Here is a 17,408-nt window from a genome sequence, read left to right as displayed (position 1 = left end):
TCAGCCCCTCCTCAGTCGCTTCGTGTTCCGCGCGACACGGCGTCGCGTCCTCTTCGCCTGCTTCTCGGCCTTCGCGAGGCGGGCCTCGCGCGCCTTGCGCTCCTGCAGCGCGGGGTTGTGCTCGTCCTCCTTGCGAGCGAACACCGGGACCCCCTTGGTGGTGCCGTCCTTGCCGGGCTTCACCGGCTTGAAGACGGGCACCGGGGCGGGGACGCGCAGCGCCTCCATGCGCGCGGCGGGCGAGTGCCGCATCCGGACGCCGAGGGCGATGGACGCGATGCCCACGGCCGCGGTGGCGGCGAGGGCGACGAGCGGGGTGGGGTCGCGGTGCCAGCGCTGTCGGGTCTTGGCGACCGCGAGGCGTGTGCGAGCGGGCAGGTCGGCGCGGCGAGTGATCTCGCGAACGCTGTCCGTGAGCCGCTCGCGTGTTCGCGCGTTCGCGAGTTCGAGCTCGGGGAGACTGTCCTTGGCCATGGGACTTGCCTACCAGGACGGGGCAGGATCAGCCCTCAGCCGCGGGCGTCTACCGTGCCCCACATGTTGTTCCGGGACGTCGCCGAGGGGATCCACCGCCTCGAGATCGCACACACCAACACCTACCTCGTCGAGACGGGAGACCAGCTCCTCGTGGTGGACGCCGGGCTCCCCGCCGCGTGGCCGCACCTGCTGCTCGCGGTGCACGACCTGGGGTACACGTCCGACCGGGTCGAGGCGCTCCTCCTCACCCACGGCCACTTCGACCACGTCGGCACTGCCGCCAGGATGCACCGGGAGTGGGGCACGCCCGTGTACGTGCACCCGGGTGACCGGCACCTCGCCGCACACCCGTACTCGTACCGGCCGCAGACCAACCGGTTCGGCTTCGTGGCGCTGCACCCGGGCGGGATGCGTCCGCTCGGTCGGATGCTGCTCGCGGGAGCCGCGACCGTCGACGGCATCGAGGAGACGCTGCCCATGGAGTCCCGCGCCGACGTGCCCGGGTCGCCGTGGCTCATCGAGACGCCCGGGCACACCGACGGGCACGTCGCACTGTTCTTCGCGGACCGGGACGCCCTGATCGCCGGCGACGCGCTGGTCACGTTCGACCCGTACACGGGCGGGATCGGGCCACGCATGGTCGCACCGGCCGCCACGGCGGACATGGACACGGCCGTCGCCTCGCTCGACCGGTTGGTCGACACCGAGGCGCAGCACGTCCTGCCGGGACACGGTCCCGGGTGGTCACGTGGCGTGCGGGCTGCGGTCACGCAGGCACGACGCGCCGCTGGCGCGGCCTGACAGACGCAGGCACGTGGCGGACCCGCCACGTGCCTCCCGTCCTGCAACGCGGTCAGGACGGGACGACCACGTCCTCGGGCTGGCCCGACGCGGCGGAGCGCGTCGCCGCCTCCATCAGCGCCAGGCTCCGCAGGTTGTCGCGCCCGCTCGTTTCCGGCGCCGGCCCACCCGTGACCGACCGCGCGAAGGCCTGCAGCCCGCCCTGCCGGTCCGTGTGCGGGAGCGTCCGCAGCGCGACCGGCTCGGCCTCGTCGTCCTGGGTCCGCCGGAGCGTCACACGGTCCCCGGCCACGGCGTTCGGCTCACCCGAACGACTCGTGAACCACAGCTCGCCCTCGTCGCCCTGGATGCTCCACTCCCCCGCCCACGCGGTCCGGGGTGCGCGACTCAGCCAGCTGCCGCGGTAGCTGACGACGAGTCCGCCCTCGAGTTCGATGAGCATCGACGCGACGGCCTCGTCCTGGTACTTGCTGTACGAGGGGTAGGTCGCCCGTGCGTAGACCCGCACCGCCTCGCGACCGGTGACCATCCGGAGCAGGTCGAAGTGGTGGATCGCCATGTCGTTGATCATCGCGTGCGGGAACCGGTAGTGCGGGTACGTCGCCACGTCGGCGTCGTTGTCCCACTGGCGGAAGTCGATCGAGATCGCGGAGAGTTCACCGACCGCGTCCTCGGCGAGCAGGTCCTGCACGACCCGCGGCGCCGGGTACCAGCGGTAGTTCTGGCTGACCTGCAGCACGAGGCCGAGCTCCTCGGCGCGACGGACCGCGGTGACGGCCTCGGCCGTGGTGTTCGCGAAGGGCTTCTCGACCAGGACGTGCTTGCCCGCGTCGAGGGCTTCCAGGGCGAGCGGCACGTGCGTGACCGCCGGAGCGGTGATGACGACTGCGTCGGCCTCGACCCCGGCGAGCGCCTCCCCCAGGGAAGCGAACGCGGCCGCGGTCGGCAGCCCCAGGTCCGTCCGCACGGCCTCGAGCGTCGCGGGCACCGGGTCGACGATCCCGACCACCTCGACCTCCGACACCTCGGGGATGGCGGTGCGGGCCCAGTTGCCGCCCCACCCTCCGAGACCGACGTGGATGATCCGGACCGGCATGCGCGCACTCCCTCGTGGTCGACCCACGTCGGCAGCGGTGCGCGACGCGGGACGTCCAGTCTGTCAGGACGCGGGGTCAGGTGGTCCGGGCGCTGCGCGCAGCGGCGGGACCCGACCGCGCTCCCCCGCGCTCAGTGCGTGAACGCGTAGGCGATGAGCGCCATCGTCACGATGAAGCCCGCCAGGTAGTTGATCCAGAGGAACCGCTTCCACCCCGCGTTCGCCGACTCCGCCCCTGCGTCGGTGACGTTCCACCACGGCAGCACGTTGAGCGCGTACGGGATCACGACCACTGCGGCGATCGGCCCCGGGAACGCGGAGAACAGCAGCGCGACCCCCGCCACCAGGTAGGCGACGAACGCCAGCCGGACGGTGGCACGGGCCCCGATGACGGTCGCCACCGACCCGATCCCACCGGCGCGGTCGGCCAGGACGTCCTGCACCGCCCCGAACGCGTGCGAGGCCACACCCCACAGGAAGAACGCGACGCACACGGCGACGAGCTGTCCCGTCCAGTGCGGTCCGGCGAGCGCGAGCCCGTACAACGCGGGTGACACGAAGTGCGTGCTGGAGGTCAGCGAGTCCAGGAACGGCTTCTCCTTGAACCGGAGTCCGGGCGCCGAGTAGGCGACGACCGCGAAGACGCTGATCGTCAACACGAACCACGACCACGGTCCGGTGCCGCTCACGGCGCCGAGCACGACGAGCGCGACCAGGAACGGCACGTTCGTCACGACGACGGCCCAGAGTGTGGCGCGGTGCACGCTCCGGTCGAGCAGGGCGCCCTCGACCCCGCCCTTCCGCGGGTTCCGCAGGTCCGACTCGTAGTCGAACACGTCGTTGATGCCGTACATGGCCAGGTTGTACGGCACGAGGAAGTAGACGACCCCGACCAGGAACGCGACGAGCGAGAACCCGCGGCCGCCGTCGACGCCGACACCGCTGCCGAGCAGGTACGCGGCGCCGAACGGGTAGGCCGTGTTCACCCAGCTGATCGGGCGGGACGACACGAACAGGGCGCGCAGTGTCGACGGCCTGGAGGCGGTGCTCGCGTTCATCGGGTCTCCTCCGGTCGTGCGGGTTGCGGCTCGGGCGCGGTGCGCGTCCCGCTCCGGTCGAACAGGACCCACAGGCTGGGCAGCAGGACCACGGCGCCGATCGTGTACGCGAGGTCCTCGACCGGGATCGCGCCGACCTTCACACCGCTGATGAGGGCCGGGTCGTAGGCGACGATCCGGAGCGTCACGATGACGTTGTCGAACACGATCGTCATCACCAGCAGTGCGATCCCGGTGACCAGCCCCGTCACGACCGCGGCCCGACGGCCGGCCGCCGCCGGACGGCCTCGACGGCGCGCCCGCCCTGCCGCCACGACGCCGGCGACGATCGCGACGACGACCACCACGGCCAGGAACGGGAGCGCGAGCAGCGCGTAGGCGCCCGGCCCGGTCACGAACGGCTCCGGTCGGGACGTTCCAGCGCCCGTGCGACCACGGGTCCGACGAACCCCACCAGGTTCATCGTCGTGTAGCAGAGCAGCAGCAGGAACAGGAGCTCCTCGACTGGCACCTCGGGCGCGAGCAACAGGCCGGTGAGCAGGTGCTGCTGCCCGATGAAGAAGATGCCGAGTCCCACCCCGGCGACGTCCCACACCAGGAAGAACACCACGCCGACGGCGAGCACCGCTGCCGCACGCCACGGCGCACGCCAGAAGAACAGCCGGAACCGGCCGTCGAGCACGATCATCCCGACCAGGGACAACACGAGCCCGGCCAGGTACAGCCCGGGCATCAGGCCGTCGCGCTCGGTGTGAGCGGGGTCGGCAGGGGTTCGGTGCTCGTGTCGCCGTGGATCCGCTTGATCAGGACCTCGGCGCTGATGAGGCACATCGGCAGCCCGATGCCCGGGATCGTCGAGGCGCCGGCGTAGTAGAGCCCGCCGACCTTCCGCGAGGCGTTCTTCTCGCGGAAGAACGCGCTCTGCCGCAGCGTGTGCGCCGGTCCGAGCATCGAGCCGCTCCACGCGTTGTAGTCGTCGGCGAAGTCCTGGGGGCCGATGGTCCGGCGGACGCGGATGCGCTCCCGCAGGTCGGGGATACCCGCTCGTTCCGCGACGACGTCGATGGCCCGGTCCGCGATGCGCTCGACCTCGGGCTCGCCGGCACCGTCGATCCCGCCCTTGCCGATCGACAGGTCCGCGGGGATCGGGACGAGGACGAACAGGTTGCTCGACCCCTCGGGTGCCACTGTCGCGTCGGTCTCCGACGGAGCGCAGACGTAGATCGACGCCGGGTCCGGGACGTGCCGGTCCTTGCCGAAGATGGCGCCGAAGTTCGCCGCCCAGTCCTCGGTGAAGACGAGCGTGTGGTGCAGCAGCCCCGGGACCGGTCCGTCGATGCCGAGGTACACGAGCACGGCACTGGGCCCGGGATCGCGCTGCTCCCAGTGCGCTGCGGGGTAGGTCCGGTGCTCGGCCTCGAGCAGCTCGAGCTCCGTGTGCCGCAGGTCGGAGGCGCTCAGGACGAGGTCGGCCGGGGTCGTGTGCTCGACGCCGTCCTGGTCGCGGTGGACCACGCCCACCGCCTGACCGTGCTCGACGACGATCCGTTCGACCGCTGCGCCGAGGACGATCTCGGCGCCCTCGGCGCGCGCCACCCGCTCGACGGCCGCGATCACCTCGGTGATGCCGCCGGCCGGGTAGAGCACGCCGTCCGCGAGGTCGAGGTGGCTCATCAGGTGGTACATGCTCGGAGCGGCATACGGGCTCGTCCCGAGGAAGACCGCCGGGTAGCCGAGGATCTGCCAGAGGCGTCGATCGCGCACGGCCGTGCTCGCGAAGGTCGACAGGGGCTGGAGCAGCAGCCGAGCGAGCTTCGGCAGGCGCCGGAGGACGTCGGGCGCCGCGAGCTTCGTGAGGTCCTGGAAGGACGTGTACAGGAAGCGGCGCACGGCCATCGCGTAGGTGTCCTCGGCCGAGGCCAGGTACTTCCGCATGCGCTCGCCTGCCCCCGGTTCGACCGACTCGAACAGCGCGATGTTGGCCTCGCGGTCGGCGCGCAGGTCGATGGGCTGGTCGTGGCCCTCGCTGTAGACGCGGTAGCCCGGGTCGAGCTTCACGAGGTCCATCTGCTCCGCGGCGGACGTGCCGAGCAGCTGGAAGAAGTGGTCGAACACCTCGGGCATGAGGTACCACGACGGGCCGGTGTCGAACCGGAAGCCGTCCTGTTCCCAGGACCCGGCCCGGCCGCCGAGTTGCGTGCGCTGCTCGAGCACCGTGACGGCGAAGCCGTCCCGTGCGAGCAGCGCGGCGGACGCGAGTCCGCTGATGCCGCCGCCGATGACCACCGCGCGACGAGCGGGGACCTTCCGTGTGGCGGTCGGCTCGCCCGACGTCGGACGGGAGGCACGGGGCGGGGTCATGCAGCGCCTCCAGATCGGCGGGTTGCGGCTCGGGACCGGAGCGGCGCGCGACCGGCGAGCACCTGCGCGGCCAACCGGGCCTTGACGGGGTTGGGGACCCGGACGCGACTCGTGACGAGCTGCGACGCGGGGGTCGCGGCGATCCGGTCGTTGAGTTCCTGGAAGAGCCCGTGCGCGAGCGCGACGGCGTTCCGGGCGTCGGGCGGGAGCAGACGGACGGTCACGGCCGCCCGGTCGAGGTCCGACTGGACGTCGGCGACGAGTCGGTCCTTCGTGGCCTCGTCGAACGTCTGCACCTGCACGCCCGGGAAGTACGAGCGACCGAGCACCTCGAAGTCCGCGTGCAGGTCGCGCAGGAAGTTGACCTTCTGGAACGCGGCCCCGAGCGCGCGGGCCCCGTCGACCAGGACGGAGTCGTCGAAGGTCGGCCGTCCCGCGCGGTACACGAAGGCACGCAGGCACATCAGGCCCACCACCTCGGCCGAACCGTAGACGTACCTGGCGAACGACGCGTCGTCGTGCTCGGTGCGCTCGAGGTCCATGCGCATCGACGCGAAGAACGGCCGCGTGAGCTCCGCACCGAACCCGGTGGTCCGGGCGGTGCGGGCGAACGCGTGGACCACGGGGTTCACCGAGAAACCGTGCTCGATGGCGCGCTCGGTGTCGGCCTCGAGTTCGTCGAGCACGATGCGTGCGAGCGCGGCGTCGAGTCCGGCCTCGGTCGCGGGGCCGTCGACGACCTCGTCCGCGACCCGCACGAGCGCGTAGACGTTCCGGATGTGCTCACGGGTGTCCCGCGCGAGCAGCCGGGACGCGAGCCCGAAGGACGTCGAGTACCGCGCGATGACGACCCCGGAAGCGGCCTCGGCCGTGGCGTCGTAGAGGGGCAGGCGAGCCGGTTGTCGACCGGTCGCCGTGGTGGTGCTGGTGGTCAACGGGCGCGCTCCACGAGTTCGGTCACGAGGCCCTCCAGCTGGACGGCGAGGTCGTACGGCAGTGCTTCGAGTTCCGCACAGGCGCGGGTGGCGTGGTCGGCGATCCGGGTCTCCGCTGCCGCGCGGGCACCGCACGACACCAGGCTCGCACGGAGTTCGGCGGCGCGTTCCTCGGTGAGGTACGGGTCTCCCAGGTACGGCGCGATGTCGGGCCAGCTCGGGGTCGTCGCGGCGTGCGCGATGAGCATCGTGCGCTTGCCCTCGCGCAGGTCACCGAGCACGGACTTGCCGGTGGCGGTCTCGTCCCCGAACACCCCGAGCAGGTCGTCGACGATCTGGTAGGCAATGCCGACCTCGCGCCCGAAGGCGCCGAGTGCGGCCACGACCTGGTCGGACGCCCCGGCGAGCACCGCACCGGACTGCAGCGGCGCCTCGAACGAGTACACGCTCGTCTTCGCCCGCTCCATGGCGAGCACCTCGTCGACGGTGGGCATCACGCCGAGGGAGAGGTCGACGTCCGCCCACTCCCCGGCGGCGCTCGCGAAGACCGCCTCGTCGAAGATGTCGAGCAGGCGTGCGCGCGCGTCCCCGGTGACACCGGACGACTCGATGAACCGCGGCGCCCCGGCGAGTGCCAGGTCCCCCGCGATGACGGCGGCGCTCATGCCGCGGTGCTCGGCGATGGGGAGCGGCAGTCCGCCCGTCGTGCCCGTGTCGCGGAACGCGCCGGCGACGTTCGGCTGGCCGCGCCTGGACCAGTCGCGGTCGATGACGTCGTCGTGCACGACCAGCGCGGTGTGCAGGAGCTCGTACGCCGCCGCGACGTGCACCGCGGCGTGTCGGTCGGTGCCGCCGAGCCCCGCGTAGGCGGTCAGGACCATCCGGGGCCGGAACCGCTTGCCGCCCATGCTGGCCTTGCGGAGCACCCGCCAGAGTTCCTCGTTCTGGGCCCCGAACCGCTCCGCGCGGGCAGAGGAGACGGCGAAGAAGCGCTCGAGACAGTCGTCGACGAGCGCGAGGTCGATCTGCGCGACGGTGGTCGCTTCCTCGCTCATTGGCCTAACCTATCGATCCAGATGAGTGCTTTCCCTGAAACCGTGGTACTGCTGGCCGACGACCGTACCCCGATCGGTACCGCCGACAAGTTCACGGTCCACACTGACCACACCCCGTTGCACCTGGCGTTCTCGTGCCACGTGCGCAACACCGCCGGCGAGGTCCTCGTGACCCGTCGTGCCCTGAGCAAGAAGACCTGGCCGGGGGTGTGGACGAACACCTTCTGCGGACACCCGGGTCCGGACGAGTCCTTCGAGGACGCCATCGCCCGTCGTGCCTCGCGGGAACTCGGCATCACCGTGCGGGACGTCGAGGTCGTGCTGCCCGACTTCCGCTACCGCGCCGTCGATGCCTCGGGGATCGTCGAGAACGAGGTCTGCCCGGTGTTCCGAGCGGTGACCGACGACGTGCCGGCACCAGCGGACGACGAGGTCGCCGAGTGGGCATGGCTGTCCGAGGACGCCTTCCGCGATGCCGTCGCCGCTGCGCCCTTCGCGTTCAGCCCGTGGCTCGGCTGGCAGCTCGCCGAGCTCGAGGCCACCGGCACCCGCGTCTCCCCCTGACCCGGCGGCCCGCGCCGACCCGTCGACCCGCGCTGACCCGTCGGCCCGCGGCGCGGACTGGAGGCGCGGCCCGCGTCGGCCCCGCAGGTTCCTCCAGGCGTCAGGTCAGTCCGAAGAGGCTCGCCGCGGACGCGGGGTCCGCGACCTGGACGAGTGCGATGCCGGCAGTCATCGCGGCCACGAAGGCGACGACGATCGCCCCGCGCGAACGGAGCCGTTCAGCCCGTCGCCGTCGCGGCTGAACCCGCTCCTCGGCGAGGGCCGCGCCACCGAGACCGGCCAGGCCGACGAGCCACCAGACGATGGCGAGCTCCCGGGCAACGGGGGCGAAGGCCATGGCGATGACCCCGACGGAGCCGACGGTCAGACCGACGGTGATCCGGCGTGCTTTCTGCATCTCGACACTCCTTTGTGTGACACGTGATGTTCCGGACATCAGGATCGTACGAGCGGGACAACCTCGGGTCAAGGTCGCGGGTGACTCGCGAGTCCACCGCAACGCCAAGTGCACCGCAACGCCGCTGACGAAGGGCGCCCCGCTCGTTCCCGCGACGGACCGCCGCGCCCGGCCCGTGCCGTCCCGTTCGGGGACTCGGCTGGCGCCCATCGCGGAGCCGTGCATAATGATCTGGCTCGGAATGTGAACGTGCACATGGGCGTGCCGTGGTCCCGAGCGGGAGAGAGCAGCAATGGCGTCGACGCGGGAACAACAACCGCGGTCGCCCAGCATCCGCGACGTCGCGCGGGTGGCCGGGGTGTCACACCAGACGGTTTCCCGGGTGCTCAACAACTCGGACGCGATCCGGGCCGAGACCCGTGATCGTGTCGTCGCCGCGATGGAACAGCTGCAGTACCGGCCGAACCGGGCCGCCCGCACGCTGGTCACGAGCCGTACCCACACGATCGGCGTGCTGACGGCCCGCCGGTCGCACTACGGCCCGGCCGTCGCACTGCAGGCGATCGAGGACGCCGCCATGGAGCGCGGGTACTCCGTCACCACCGCGAACATCACCGAGGCGACCGACGCCGCCGTGCGCGAGGGCCTCGGACACCTGCTCGACCTCGACGTCGAGGGCATCGTGGTGATCGCCCCCCAGCAGCGCGTCTTCGACCTGATCGCGGAGCTCGGCATCCGCACCCCCTACGTCACCATGCGGTCGAGCGTCGGCGAGGACCCGACCGCGCTCTGGGTCGACCAGATGGAGGGCGCCCGGTTGGCGACCGCGCACCTGCTCGACCTCGGGCACGAGTACGTGCGGCACATCGCCGGGCCGAAGGACTGGATCGAGGCAGACGCTCGCATGCAGGGGTTCCTGCGCGAGATGTCGGACCGGGACATGCCGGTCGTGGCGCCCATCCTCGGCGACTGGACGGCCGACTTCGGCTACCACGCCGGCCGCGAGCTCCTGCGCTGGCGCGACTGCACCGCGGTCTTCTGCTCGAACGACCAGATGGCCCTGGGCGTGATGCACGCGGCGCGGTCCTACGGCCTCGACGTCCCGGGTGACCTGTCGGTGGTCGGGTACGACGACATCCCGGAGGCGAAGCACTTCTGGCCGCCGCTCACGACGGTCCAGGTCGACTTCGCCGAGCTCGGGCAGCGATGCGTGGACCTGCTGCTGCCCCGCGGCGACGAACAGCTCCGGCCGATCGACATCGTCCCGCAGCTCGTCATCCGCGCGTCCACGAGCGCCCCGCGCTCGCGCTGACCCGGTCCGGACGGGAGGCGCGTAGCGGGCCCGCCACGCGCCTCCCGTCTGCTGGCGGCCCGTCTGCCGACGAGACGGATGCGGAAAACCGCAGGTCCCCCAACCCGGGGGGCGTGGGGCTGCCGTTCCGCCGGATCGCGCGGGCCGTTACGAAAACGCGACCAAACCGAATTGACACCCGCGGCGGGGCTGTGCGTAGGATTACCTCCGTTCCGCCGATGTGAACGGTCACATGACCGTCACACGAGCAGGACACCGGACGCGACAACGAGGTCCACGCAGGCTCCCTGCGCCCCCGCCGTCGCAGCAGAACCACCCGAACAAACTGCCGCGTCGTAGCGGCAGAAGGAGATGCACCGTGGCGTCAACCCCGATCGACACCGGCCTCGAAACCCGGTCGATCACCGCAGCCGAGACGATCCTCGAGATGCGCTCGATCACCAAGGAGTTCCCTGGTGTGAAGGCGCTGTCCGACGTCTCGATCACCGTTCGCGCCGGCGAGATCCACGCGATCTGCGGTGAGAACGGCGCTGGCAAGTCGACCCTGATGAAGGTCCTCTCCGGCGTCTACCCGTACGGCACCTACACCGGTGACATCGTCTACGAGGGCGAAGAGGTCCGGTTCTCGGGCATCAAGCAGTCCGAGCAGGCCGGCATCGTGATCATCCACCAGGAGCTCGCGCTCATCCCGCAGCTCTCGATCACCGAGAACCTGTTCCTGGGCAACGAGCCGAGCCGCATGGGCGTCATCGACTGGACCGCCGCGCAGCTGCGTGCGCAGGACCTGCTCGCCCGCGTCGGCTTGAACGACGACCCGGACACGCAGGTGAAGAACATCGGCGTCGGCAAGCAGCAGCTCGTCGAGATCGCCAAGGCCCTGCACAAGGACGTCAAGCTCCTCATCCTCGACGAGCCGACCGCGGCGCTGAACGAGAACGACTCGCAGCACCTGCTCGACCTGATCGTCGGTCTGAAGAGCAAGGGCATCTCCAGCATCATCATCAGCCACAAGCTCAACGAGATCGAGCAGATCGCGGACGAGATCACGATCATCCGCGACGGCAAGACCATCGAGACGCTCAACGTCCAGGCGGACGGCGTCAACGAGGACCGCATCATCCGCGGCATGGTCGGCCGCTCGCTCGAGTCCCGGTTCCCGGACCGCACGCCGAACATCGGCGAGACCTTCTTCGAGGTCCGCAACTGGACCGTGCAGCACCCGCTCGACTCGTCGCGCCTGGTCTGCAAGGGTTCCAACTTCCACGTGCGTCGCGGCGAGATCGTCGGCTTCGCCGGCCTGATGGGCGCCGGCCGCACCGAACTCGCGATGAGCATCTTCGGTCGCTCGTACGGCACCTGGCTCGGCGGCGAGATCATCAAGGACGGCCGCGAGATCAAGGTCACGAACGTCCAGCAGGCCATCGAGAACGGGCTCGGCTACGTGTCGGAGGACCGCAAGGCGCTCGGGCTCAACCTGCTCGACACCGTCAAGCGCTCCACGGTCTCCGCCGACCTGCAGAAGATCTCGAAGGCCGGGGTCGTCGACTCCCTGCAGGAGTACGACGTCGCCGAGAAGTACCGCAAGCTCCTCCGCACCAAGGTGCCCTCGGTCGAGGACAACGTCGGCAAGCTCTCCGGTGGGAACCAGCAGAAGGTCGTCCTGTCGAAGTGGATGTTCACCGACCCGGACCTGCTGATCCTGGACGAGCCCACCCGCGGCATCGACGTCGGCGCCAAGTTCGAGATCTACGGCATCATCCAGCAGCTCGCAGCCGAGGGGAAGGGCATCATCCTGATCTCCTCGGAGCTCCCCGAGCTCCTCGGTCTGTCCGACCGGATCTACACCATCTTCGAGGGCCAGATCACCGCTGACCTCCCGGCCGACCAGGCCGACCCAGAATCGCTCATGCGCAGCATGACCTCGGCGCGGAAGGGCGCACTCACCAAATGAAGAACTTGAGACTGCTCTTCGGCAAGGGCAACAGCATCGGCCAGTACGGGATGATCATCGCGCTCATCGCGATCCTGATCATCTTCTCGATCACGACGCACGGGCTCATCCTGCAGCCCACCAACGTGATCAACCTGTTCCTGCAGTACTCCTACATCCTGATCCTCGCGCTCGGCATGGTCATGGTGATCATCGCCGGTCACATCGACCTGTCGGTCGGATCGGTGGCGGCGTTCACCGGCATCATCGTGGCGCAGTCGATGTCGGTCTGGCACTTCCCGGCCTGGCTCGCGATCATCCTCGGCCTCGCGGTCGGCGTGCTCGTCGGCGCCTGGCAGGGCTTCTGGGTCGCGTTCGTCCGCGTCCCGGCGTTCATCGTGACGCTCGCCGGTCAGCTGATCTTCCGCGGTGCGAACCAGATCATCGGCAACTCGACGTCGCTGCCGGTCCCGGACAACTACGCGCAGATCGGGTCTGGCTTCATCCCGGACTTCGGCCCGGCGACCCCGTTCTCGAACGGCACCGTCCTGCTCGGCATCATCACGGCGATCGTGCTCGTCGTCGTCGAGATGCGGAACCGCCAGCGTCGCAAGAAGATGCAGGCTGAGGTCTCCCCGGTCTGGGTGTCGGTCGTCCGCACCGGCGTCCTGGTCATCGTGACCCTCATCGCGACCTACCTGTTCGCCTCCGGCCGACCGGGCACCTCGGTCCCGATCGTCGCGATCATCCTCGGCGTCCTCACCATCATCTACGGCTTCGTGACCCGCAACACGATCTTCGGTCGCCAGGTCTACGCCGTCGGTGGCAACTCGAACGCCGCCGTCCTGTCCGGTGTCTCCGCGAAGAAGGTCAACTTCTTCGTCATGATGAACATGTCCGTCCTCGCCGCGGTCGCCGGCATGGTCTTCGTCGGCTACGCCGGCGCCTCGGGCCCTGCTGACGGCACCGGCTGGGAGCTCGACGCGATCGCCGCCGTGTTCGTCGGTGGTGCGGCGGTCGCCGGTGGTGTCGGCACGATCTCCGGGTCGATCATCGGTGGTCTCGTGATGGCGCTCCTGTCGAACGGCCTGCAGCTGATGGGCATCGAGTCCAACAAGGTGCAGATCATCCGCGGTCTGGTCCTGCTCGTCGCCGTCGCCTTCGACGTCTACTCGAAGTCGCAGGGCCGTCCGTCGCTGATCGGCGGCATGATGCGGCAGTTCCAGCGCAAGGACACCGATCAGAACACCGTCGCGGCACAGCAGCCGCGGTCGATTGAGGACCAGCCTGAAAAGGTCACCCTCCCCTAATCTCCACCTCCCCACAGCGGGGCTCCGGCCCCATCTCCTCAACGAAGAGAAAGCAATCACATGCGTAAGCAGATCATCGCCGGCGTCGGCATCGCCCTCATCGCGGGCCTCGCCCTCTCCGGCTGCTCCTCCCGGAGCACCTCTGGCGGCTCCGGCAGCGCCAGCATCAAGAAGGGCGACACCATCGGTGTCGCACTCCCTGCGAAGACCTCGCAGAACTGGGTCCTCGCCGGTGCGGCGTTCAAGAAGTCCATCGAGGACGCCGGCTTCAAGGCCGACATCCAGTACGCGGCCGCCACCAACACCGTCCCGGACCAGCAGGGCCAGATCTCCAGCATGGTCACCAAGGGCGACAAGGCGGTCATCATCGGTGCCGCCGACGGTTCGCAGCTCGGCTCGCAGGTCAAGGCGGCCAAGAACGCCGGCGCCGTCGTCATCGCCTGGGACCGCAACATCCTGAACACGACGAACGTCGACTACTACGTCGCGTTCAACAACTTCAAGGTCGGCCAGCTGCAGGCGAACGCCCTGCTCAAGGGCCTGAAGGCGAAGGGGAACGGCCCGTACAACGTCGAGCTGTTCGCCGGTTCGCCGGATGACGCCAACGCCACCGTGTTCTTCAACGGTGCGATGAGCGTCCTCAAGCCGAAGATCGCCGACGGCACCCTCAAGGTCGTCTCCAAGCAGACCGACTTCGGCAAGGTGAACACGCAGGGCTGGCTCGCGCAGAACGCGCAGTCCCGCATGTCGGACCTCCTGTCGCAGTACTACTCGGGCAACACGAAGCTCGACGGGGTCCTCTCGCCGAACGACACGCTCGCCCGCGCGATCCTGCAGGCCACGAAGGCTGCCGGCAAGCCGAACCCGATCGTCACCGGTCAGGACTCCGAGACCGCGTCGATCCCGCTCATCATGAACGGCACGCAGTACTCGACGATCTACAAGAACACCACGGAAGAGGCCCAGGCGGCCATCGACCTCGTCTCGAAGCTGGCTGACGGCAAGACCCCGTCGACCACGAAGGACAAGAACAACGACAACGGCAAGAAGATCGTGCCGGCCGTCGAGCTCACCCCGGTCCTCGTGACCAAGGAGAACGCGGTCGAGGCCTACAAGGGCAACGACACCCTCGAGGCACTCGCCAAGCAGGGCTGATCTCCCAGCACCACCAGCACCACTCGAACGGCCCCGTCTCGCACTCGCGAGGCGGGGCCGTTCCGCATCTGCCCGACCACGCCGGTCACGAGTGCGTGGAGCGACGAGCAGACGGCGGACGGGAGGCACGTGGCCGGCCCGGCCACGCGCCTCCCGTCCGTCAGCGGTGTGCGCTCCGCAGCCGACGCGCCGCGTCGCACAGGTGCGGTACGTCCGCCCTCGCCGTGGAGAACACGACCGACGGGGTCGTGTCGAAGTACCGCCGGGTCATCCGCTCCCCGAGCAGTGACACCCGGGACCACGGGATGTCCGGTTCCGCTGCGGTGACGCTGCTCGGGAGCATCCGGACCGCTTCCCCGATCTCGACGAGGCGCATCCGGACCGCGTCGTAGACCAGGTCCTCCGGCAGGGAGTCGTCGCTGACGTACCGCCGGATCACCCCGCAGGCCTGGATCACGTCGTCCAACCGGTCCCGGATGTCCCGGTTCACAGGGACACCGCGTCACGCAGCGCGTCGGCGCCCATGCCGGCTGCGTCCACCACGTCGACGCGCACCCGCAAGAGCTGCTCGGCCTCGTCCTGGATCCGCATGAGCGCGAAGATCCCGAGCCCCGGCGCGAGGTCGACCATGAGGTCGACGTCGCTGTCCGGGCCGTCCTCGCCCCGGGCGACGCTGCCGAACAGCCGCGGGTTCCGTCCGCCGAAGCGCGCGACGATCGCCCGGAGCTCCGACCGGACGGCGTCCACGCGGTCACGGAGGGGCGGAGGGTCCTCGACGGGCTGCAGGTCGACGACCGTCGTGAACCCGGCCGCGAGCAACAGTCGTTGCAGGGCGGCGAGGGAGGGCTCGCGCCGACCGTTCTCGTAGGTGCTGATGACGCTCTGGGTGACCCCCGCACGGTCGGCGAGTTGGACCTGGGTCAGTTCGGCCCGGACGCGGGCGTCGCGGATGAGCTCGGCCGCGGACACCGGTGGCGCGGGACGAGGGAGGGCTGCAGACATGCGGCCACGATACACAGAATGCGACATTTCTCTCCGCATGTCCTGCGGTTCGTCGCGGTGGCCCCGACCGACTGTCCGGCGCGGTGCCCGGCTGCCGCCCGTGGGCGCTGGGGCTTCCGTCAGCGCTCGGCGGAGACGTCCGCCCGCGTGAAGTTCTGCGCCGACCGCGACGCCGTCGGTCCGCGCTGCCCCTGGTAGCGGGACTTGTACTCGGCCGAACCGTACGGGTGCTCGGCGGGGCTCGAGAGCTGGAAGAAGCACAGCTGCCCGATCTTCATGCCCGGCCAGAGCTTGATCGGCAGGGTGGCCACGTTGGAGAGCTCGAGCGTGACATGCCCGGAGAAGCCCGGGTCAATGAACCCCGCGGTCGAGTGCGTCAGCAGCCCGAGGCGTCCGAGCGAGCTCTTGCCCTCGAGCCGCGCGGCGATGTCGTCGGGCAGGGTCACCACCTCGAACGTGGACCCGAGGACGAACTCCCCAGGGTGCAGCACGAAGGCTTCGTCCGGATCGGTCTCCACCAGACGGGTCAGGTCGGGCTGGTCGACGGCCGGGTCGATGTGCGGGTACTTGTGGTTGTCGAACAGCCGGAAGAACTTGTCGAGTCGGACGTCGATGCTCGATGGCTGGAGCAGCGTCGGGTCGTACGGGTCGAGGCCGATCCGGCCATCGGCGAGCTGGGCGGTGATGTCGCGGTCGGAGAGCAGCACGCGCAGCAGCCTAGCGGGAGCAGGTGGCCGCCGATATGCTGCGAGGCTGCCCAGCGCCGGGTCTGGCCGCGTCAGGAGGGGAACGATGACCGCGTACTCCGTCGAGGAACTCGACGTGCCCGCGACGATGCACGACGACGAGCGGAAGGTCCGCGACTTCCGCGACTGGCTGGCGGTGTCCGACGCCGCCGAACACGCCGTGCACGGGGTGCCCGAGCTGCGCTGGACACCGGAGGAGTACCTCCCGATGTGTCACGAGCCCGGAGCCCCGAGCCGCCTGTTCGTCGTCCGCGACGACCACGGCGTGGTCGTCGCCGCCGGCTCCTACGACACGAAGCAGGAGCCCGGCACGACGAACTGCTGGCTCGCGCTCGGCGTCCACCCGTCGCACCAGCGGCGCGGCATCGGCACGCTGCTCGCCGACCACCTCGAAGCCCTCGCGCGTGCCGAGGGGCGGACGCAGTGGAAGACGCACGCCGTGTCACGGCAGGTCGGGCCGGCGATCGGCGACGGGTTCGTGGCCGCGCCGACGGGCTTCGGCGCGGTGCCCGCGGACGAGGCCGGCGTGCGGTTCCTGACCCGACGCGGGTGGCGGTTCGGTCAGGTGAACCGGATCAGCCGACTCGGCTTGCCCGCCGACGCCGCGATCATCGCAGCGTTGCACGACCGGGCGAGCGCTACTGCGGGGCCCGACTACCGCGTGCACCACTGGACCGGCCGGACGCCCGAGCAGTGGCTCGACGGTATCGCGCTGCTCGAGACGCGCATGAGCACCGATGCCCCGGACGGCGACATGACCGAGCCGGAGGACGTCTGGACCACCGAGCGACTCCGCGCGCACGAGGACGAACTCGCACGAGCACCGCGGACCATGCTCACCGTCGCCGTCGAACACGTGCCCACGACCACCCTGGCTGGTTTCACCCAGCTGGCGGTGCCGATCGCCCCCGGTGGCGCCGTCATGCAGTGGGACACGCTCGTCCTCGGCGAGCACCGCGGGCACCGGCTCGGATGGCTGCTCAAGGTGGTCGGTATCGAGACGGTGCAGCGGGACCACCCTGGTCACCCGTCGATCGTCACGTTCAACGCCGAGGAGAACCGTCCGATGCTCGACGTGAACGAGGCGGTCGGTTTCGTCGGGGTGGGCAGCGAGGGCATCTGGGAGCACCGCGAGGACCCAGCGCAGCCCTGAGGCGGGCCGCAGCCAGGGCGCCCCGCGCACCCCGTGCCTCCCAGGCTGGACACCTA

19 protein-coding genes are annotated in these 17,408 nt (G+C 70.1%); 7 read left to right on the top strand and 12 right to left on the bottom strand.

All coding sequences use genetic code 11. The features are described 5' to 3' along the window. The gene (locus tag J7E22_RS08655; protein ID WP_214980960.1) at positions 1 to 474 is read right to left on the bottom strand and encodes a hypothetical protein; all 474 of its coding nucleotides are present in this window, start codon (positions 472 to 474) and stop codon (positions 1 to 3) included. Between the two features lie 63 nt (positions 475 to 537). Between J7E22_RS08655 and J7E22_RS08650 the strand changes: the two genes are divergently transcribed. Continuing rightward, positions 538 to 1,278 carry an MBL fold metallo-hydrolase gene (locus tag J7E22_RS08650; protein WP_214980958.1) on the top strand — a complete coding sequence of 247 codons (741 nt, stop codon included), beginning with the start codon at positions 538 to 540 and terminating at the stop codon, positions 1,276 to 1,278. 52 nt (positions 1,279 to 1,330) lie between these two features. Here J7E22_RS08650 and J7E22_RS08645 read toward each other — a convergent pair whose 3' ends face one another. The 7 genes from J7E22_RS08645 to J7E22_RS08615 all read right to left on the bottom strand — a co-directional run bounded on the left by J7E22_RS08645 (position 1,331) and on the right by J7E22_RS08615 (position 7,783). After that, positions 1,331 to 2,374 carry a Gfo/Idh/MocA family protein gene (locus J7E22_RS08645; RefSeq protein WP_214980955.1) on the bottom strand — a complete coding sequence of 348 codons (1,044 nt, stop codon included), beginning with the start codon at positions 2,372 to 2,374 and terminating at the stop codon, positions 1,331 to 1,333. A gap of 131 nt (positions 2,375 to 2,505) precedes the next feature. Then, positions 2,506 to 3,432, bottom strand: coding sequence for a prenyltransferase (locus J7E22_RS08640; RefSeq protein ID WP_214980953.1), 927 nt, complete (start codon positions 3,430 to 3,432; stop codon positions 2,506 to 2,508). Further along, positions 3,429 to 3,827, bottom strand: coding sequence for a lycopene cyclase domain-containing protein (locus J7E22_RS08635; protein WP_214980951.1), 399 nt, complete (start codon positions 3,825 to 3,827; stop codon positions 3,429 to 3,431). Before J7E22_RS08635 ends, J7E22_RS08640 begins: the two co-directional genes overlap by 4 nt. Beyond that, positions 3,824 to 4,165 (bottom strand): lycopene cyclase domain-containing protein, encoded by a 342-nt coding sequence (locus J7E22_RS08630; RefSeq protein WP_214980944.1) that lies wholly within the window; start codon positions 4,163 to 4,165, stop codon positions 3,824 to 3,826. The genes J7E22_RS08635 and J7E22_RS08630 overlap by 4 nt, the downstream gene beginning before the upstream one ends. After that, a complete protein-coding gene (gene crtI / locus J7E22_RS08625) occupies positions 4,165 to 5,793 on the bottom strand; it encodes a phytoene desaturase family protein (protein ID WP_214980936.1) in 1,629 nt (542 codons plus the stop codon). Before crtI ends, J7E22_RS08630 begins: the two co-directional genes overlap by 1 nt. Beyond that, positions 5,790 to 6,728, bottom strand: a complete 939-nt coding sequence (locus tag J7E22_RS08620; RefSeq protein ID WP_214980935.1) for a squalene/phytoene synthase family protein — start codon at positions 6,726 to 6,728, stop codon at positions 5,790 to 5,792. Before J7E22_RS08620 ends, crtI begins: the two co-directional genes overlap by 4 nt. Beyond that, a complete protein-coding gene (locus J7E22_RS08615) occupies positions 6,725 to 7,783 on the bottom strand; it encodes a polyprenyl synthetase family protein (RefSeq protein ID WP_214980933.1) in 1,059 nt (352 codons plus the stop codon). The genes J7E22_RS08620 and J7E22_RS08615 overlap by 4 nt, the downstream gene beginning before the upstream one ends. Before the next feature lie 21 nt (positions 7,784 to 7,804). On the opposite strand from J7E22_RS08615, the gene idi reads away from it, so the two are divergent. Next, positions 7,805 to 8,347: an isopentenyl-diphosphate Delta-isomerase gene (gene idi, locus J7E22_RS08610; RefSeq protein WP_214980931.1), complete on the top strand. Its 543-nt coding sequence runs from the start codon at positions 7,805 to 7,807 to the stop codon at positions 8,345 to 8,347. 100 nt (positions 8,348 to 8,447) lie between these two features. Here the strand turns inward: idi and J7E22_RS08605 are convergent, their stop codons facing one another. Further along, positions 8,448 to 8,744, bottom strand: a complete 297-nt coding sequence (locus J7E22_RS08605) for a hypothetical protein (protein ID WP_214980929.1) — start codon at positions 8,742 to 8,744, stop codon at positions 8,448 to 8,450. Positions 8,745 to 9,036: 292 nt separating this feature from the next. Between J7E22_RS08605 and J7E22_RS08600 the strand changes: the two genes are divergently transcribed. From J7E22_RS08600 to J7E22_RS08585, 4 genes are all read left to right on the top strand, one after another. Then, positions 9,037 to 10,056 (top strand): LacI family DNA-binding transcriptional regulator, encoded by a 1,020-nt coding sequence (locus J7E22_RS08600; RefSeq protein WP_214980927.1) that lies wholly within the window; start codon positions 9,037 to 9,039, stop codon positions 10,054 to 10,056. A gap of 427 nt (positions 10,057 to 10,483) precedes the next feature. After that, positions 10,484 to 12,007 carry a multiple monosaccharide ABC transporter ATP-binding protein gene (gene mmsA, locus J7E22_RS08595; RefSeq protein WP_214981552.1) on the top strand — a complete coding sequence of 508 codons (1,524 nt, stop codon included), beginning with the start codon at positions 10,484 to 10,486 and terminating at the stop codon, positions 12,005 to 12,007. After that, a complete protein-coding gene (gene mmsB, locus J7E22_RS08590; RefSeq protein WP_214980925.1) occupies positions 12,004 to 13,296 on the top strand; it encodes a multiple monosaccharide ABC transporter permease in 1,293 nt (430 codons plus the stop codon). The genes mmsA and mmsB overlap by 4 nt, the downstream gene beginning before the upstream one ends. Before the next feature lie 60 nt (positions 13,297 to 13,356). After that, positions 13,357 to 14,451: a sugar-binding protein gene (locus J7E22_RS08585; protein WP_214980923.1), complete on the top strand. Its 1,095-nt coding sequence runs from the start codon at positions 13,357 to 13,359 to the stop codon at positions 14,449 to 14,451. A 160-nt stretch (positions 14,452 to 14,611) separates the two neighbouring features. On the opposite strand, the gene J7E22_RS08580 is transcribed toward J7E22_RS08585, so the two are convergent. The 3 genes from J7E22_RS08580 to dcd all read right to left on the bottom strand — a co-directional run bounded on the left by J7E22_RS08580 (position 14,612) and on the right by dcd (position 16,160). Next, positions 14,612 to 14,941: a HepT-like ribonuclease domain-containing protein gene (locus J7E22_RS08580; protein ID WP_214980921.1), complete on the bottom strand. Its 330-nt coding sequence runs from the start codon at positions 14,939 to 14,941 to the stop codon at positions 14,612 to 14,614. Next, positions 14,938 to 15,453, bottom strand: a complete 516-nt coding sequence (locus J7E22_RS08575) for an XRE family transcriptional regulator (RefSeq protein ID WP_214980919.1) — start codon at positions 15,451 to 15,453, stop codon at positions 14,938 to 14,940. Before J7E22_RS08575 ends, J7E22_RS08580 begins: the two co-directional genes overlap by 4 nt. A gap of 119 nt (positions 15,454 to 15,572) precedes the next feature. Continuing rightward, the gene (gene dcd, locus J7E22_RS08570) at positions 15,573 to 16,160 is read right to left on the bottom strand and encodes a dCTP deaminase (RefSeq protein ID WP_214980917.1); all 588 of its coding nucleotides are present in this window, start codon (positions 16,158 to 16,160) and stop codon (positions 15,573 to 15,575) included. 85 nt (positions 16,161 to 16,245) lie between these two features. On the opposite strand from dcd, the gene J7E22_RS08565 reads away from it, so the two are divergent. Then, entirely contained in the window at positions 16,246 to 17,352 is a 1,107-nt protein-coding gene (locus J7E22_RS08565) for a GNAT family N-acetyltransferase (protein WP_214980915.1), read from the top strand. Positions 17,353 to 17,408: the final 56 nt, after the last annotated feature.

The organism is Curtobacterium sp. ISL-83 (assembly GCF_018613895.1).
Lineage (GTDB): Bacteria > Actinomycetota > Actinomycetes > Actinomycetales > Microbacteriaceae > Curtobacterium.
The sequence above is the reverse complement of the archived record's forward strand: the minus strand, read 5'-3'. Positions and strand labels throughout refer to the sequence as shown.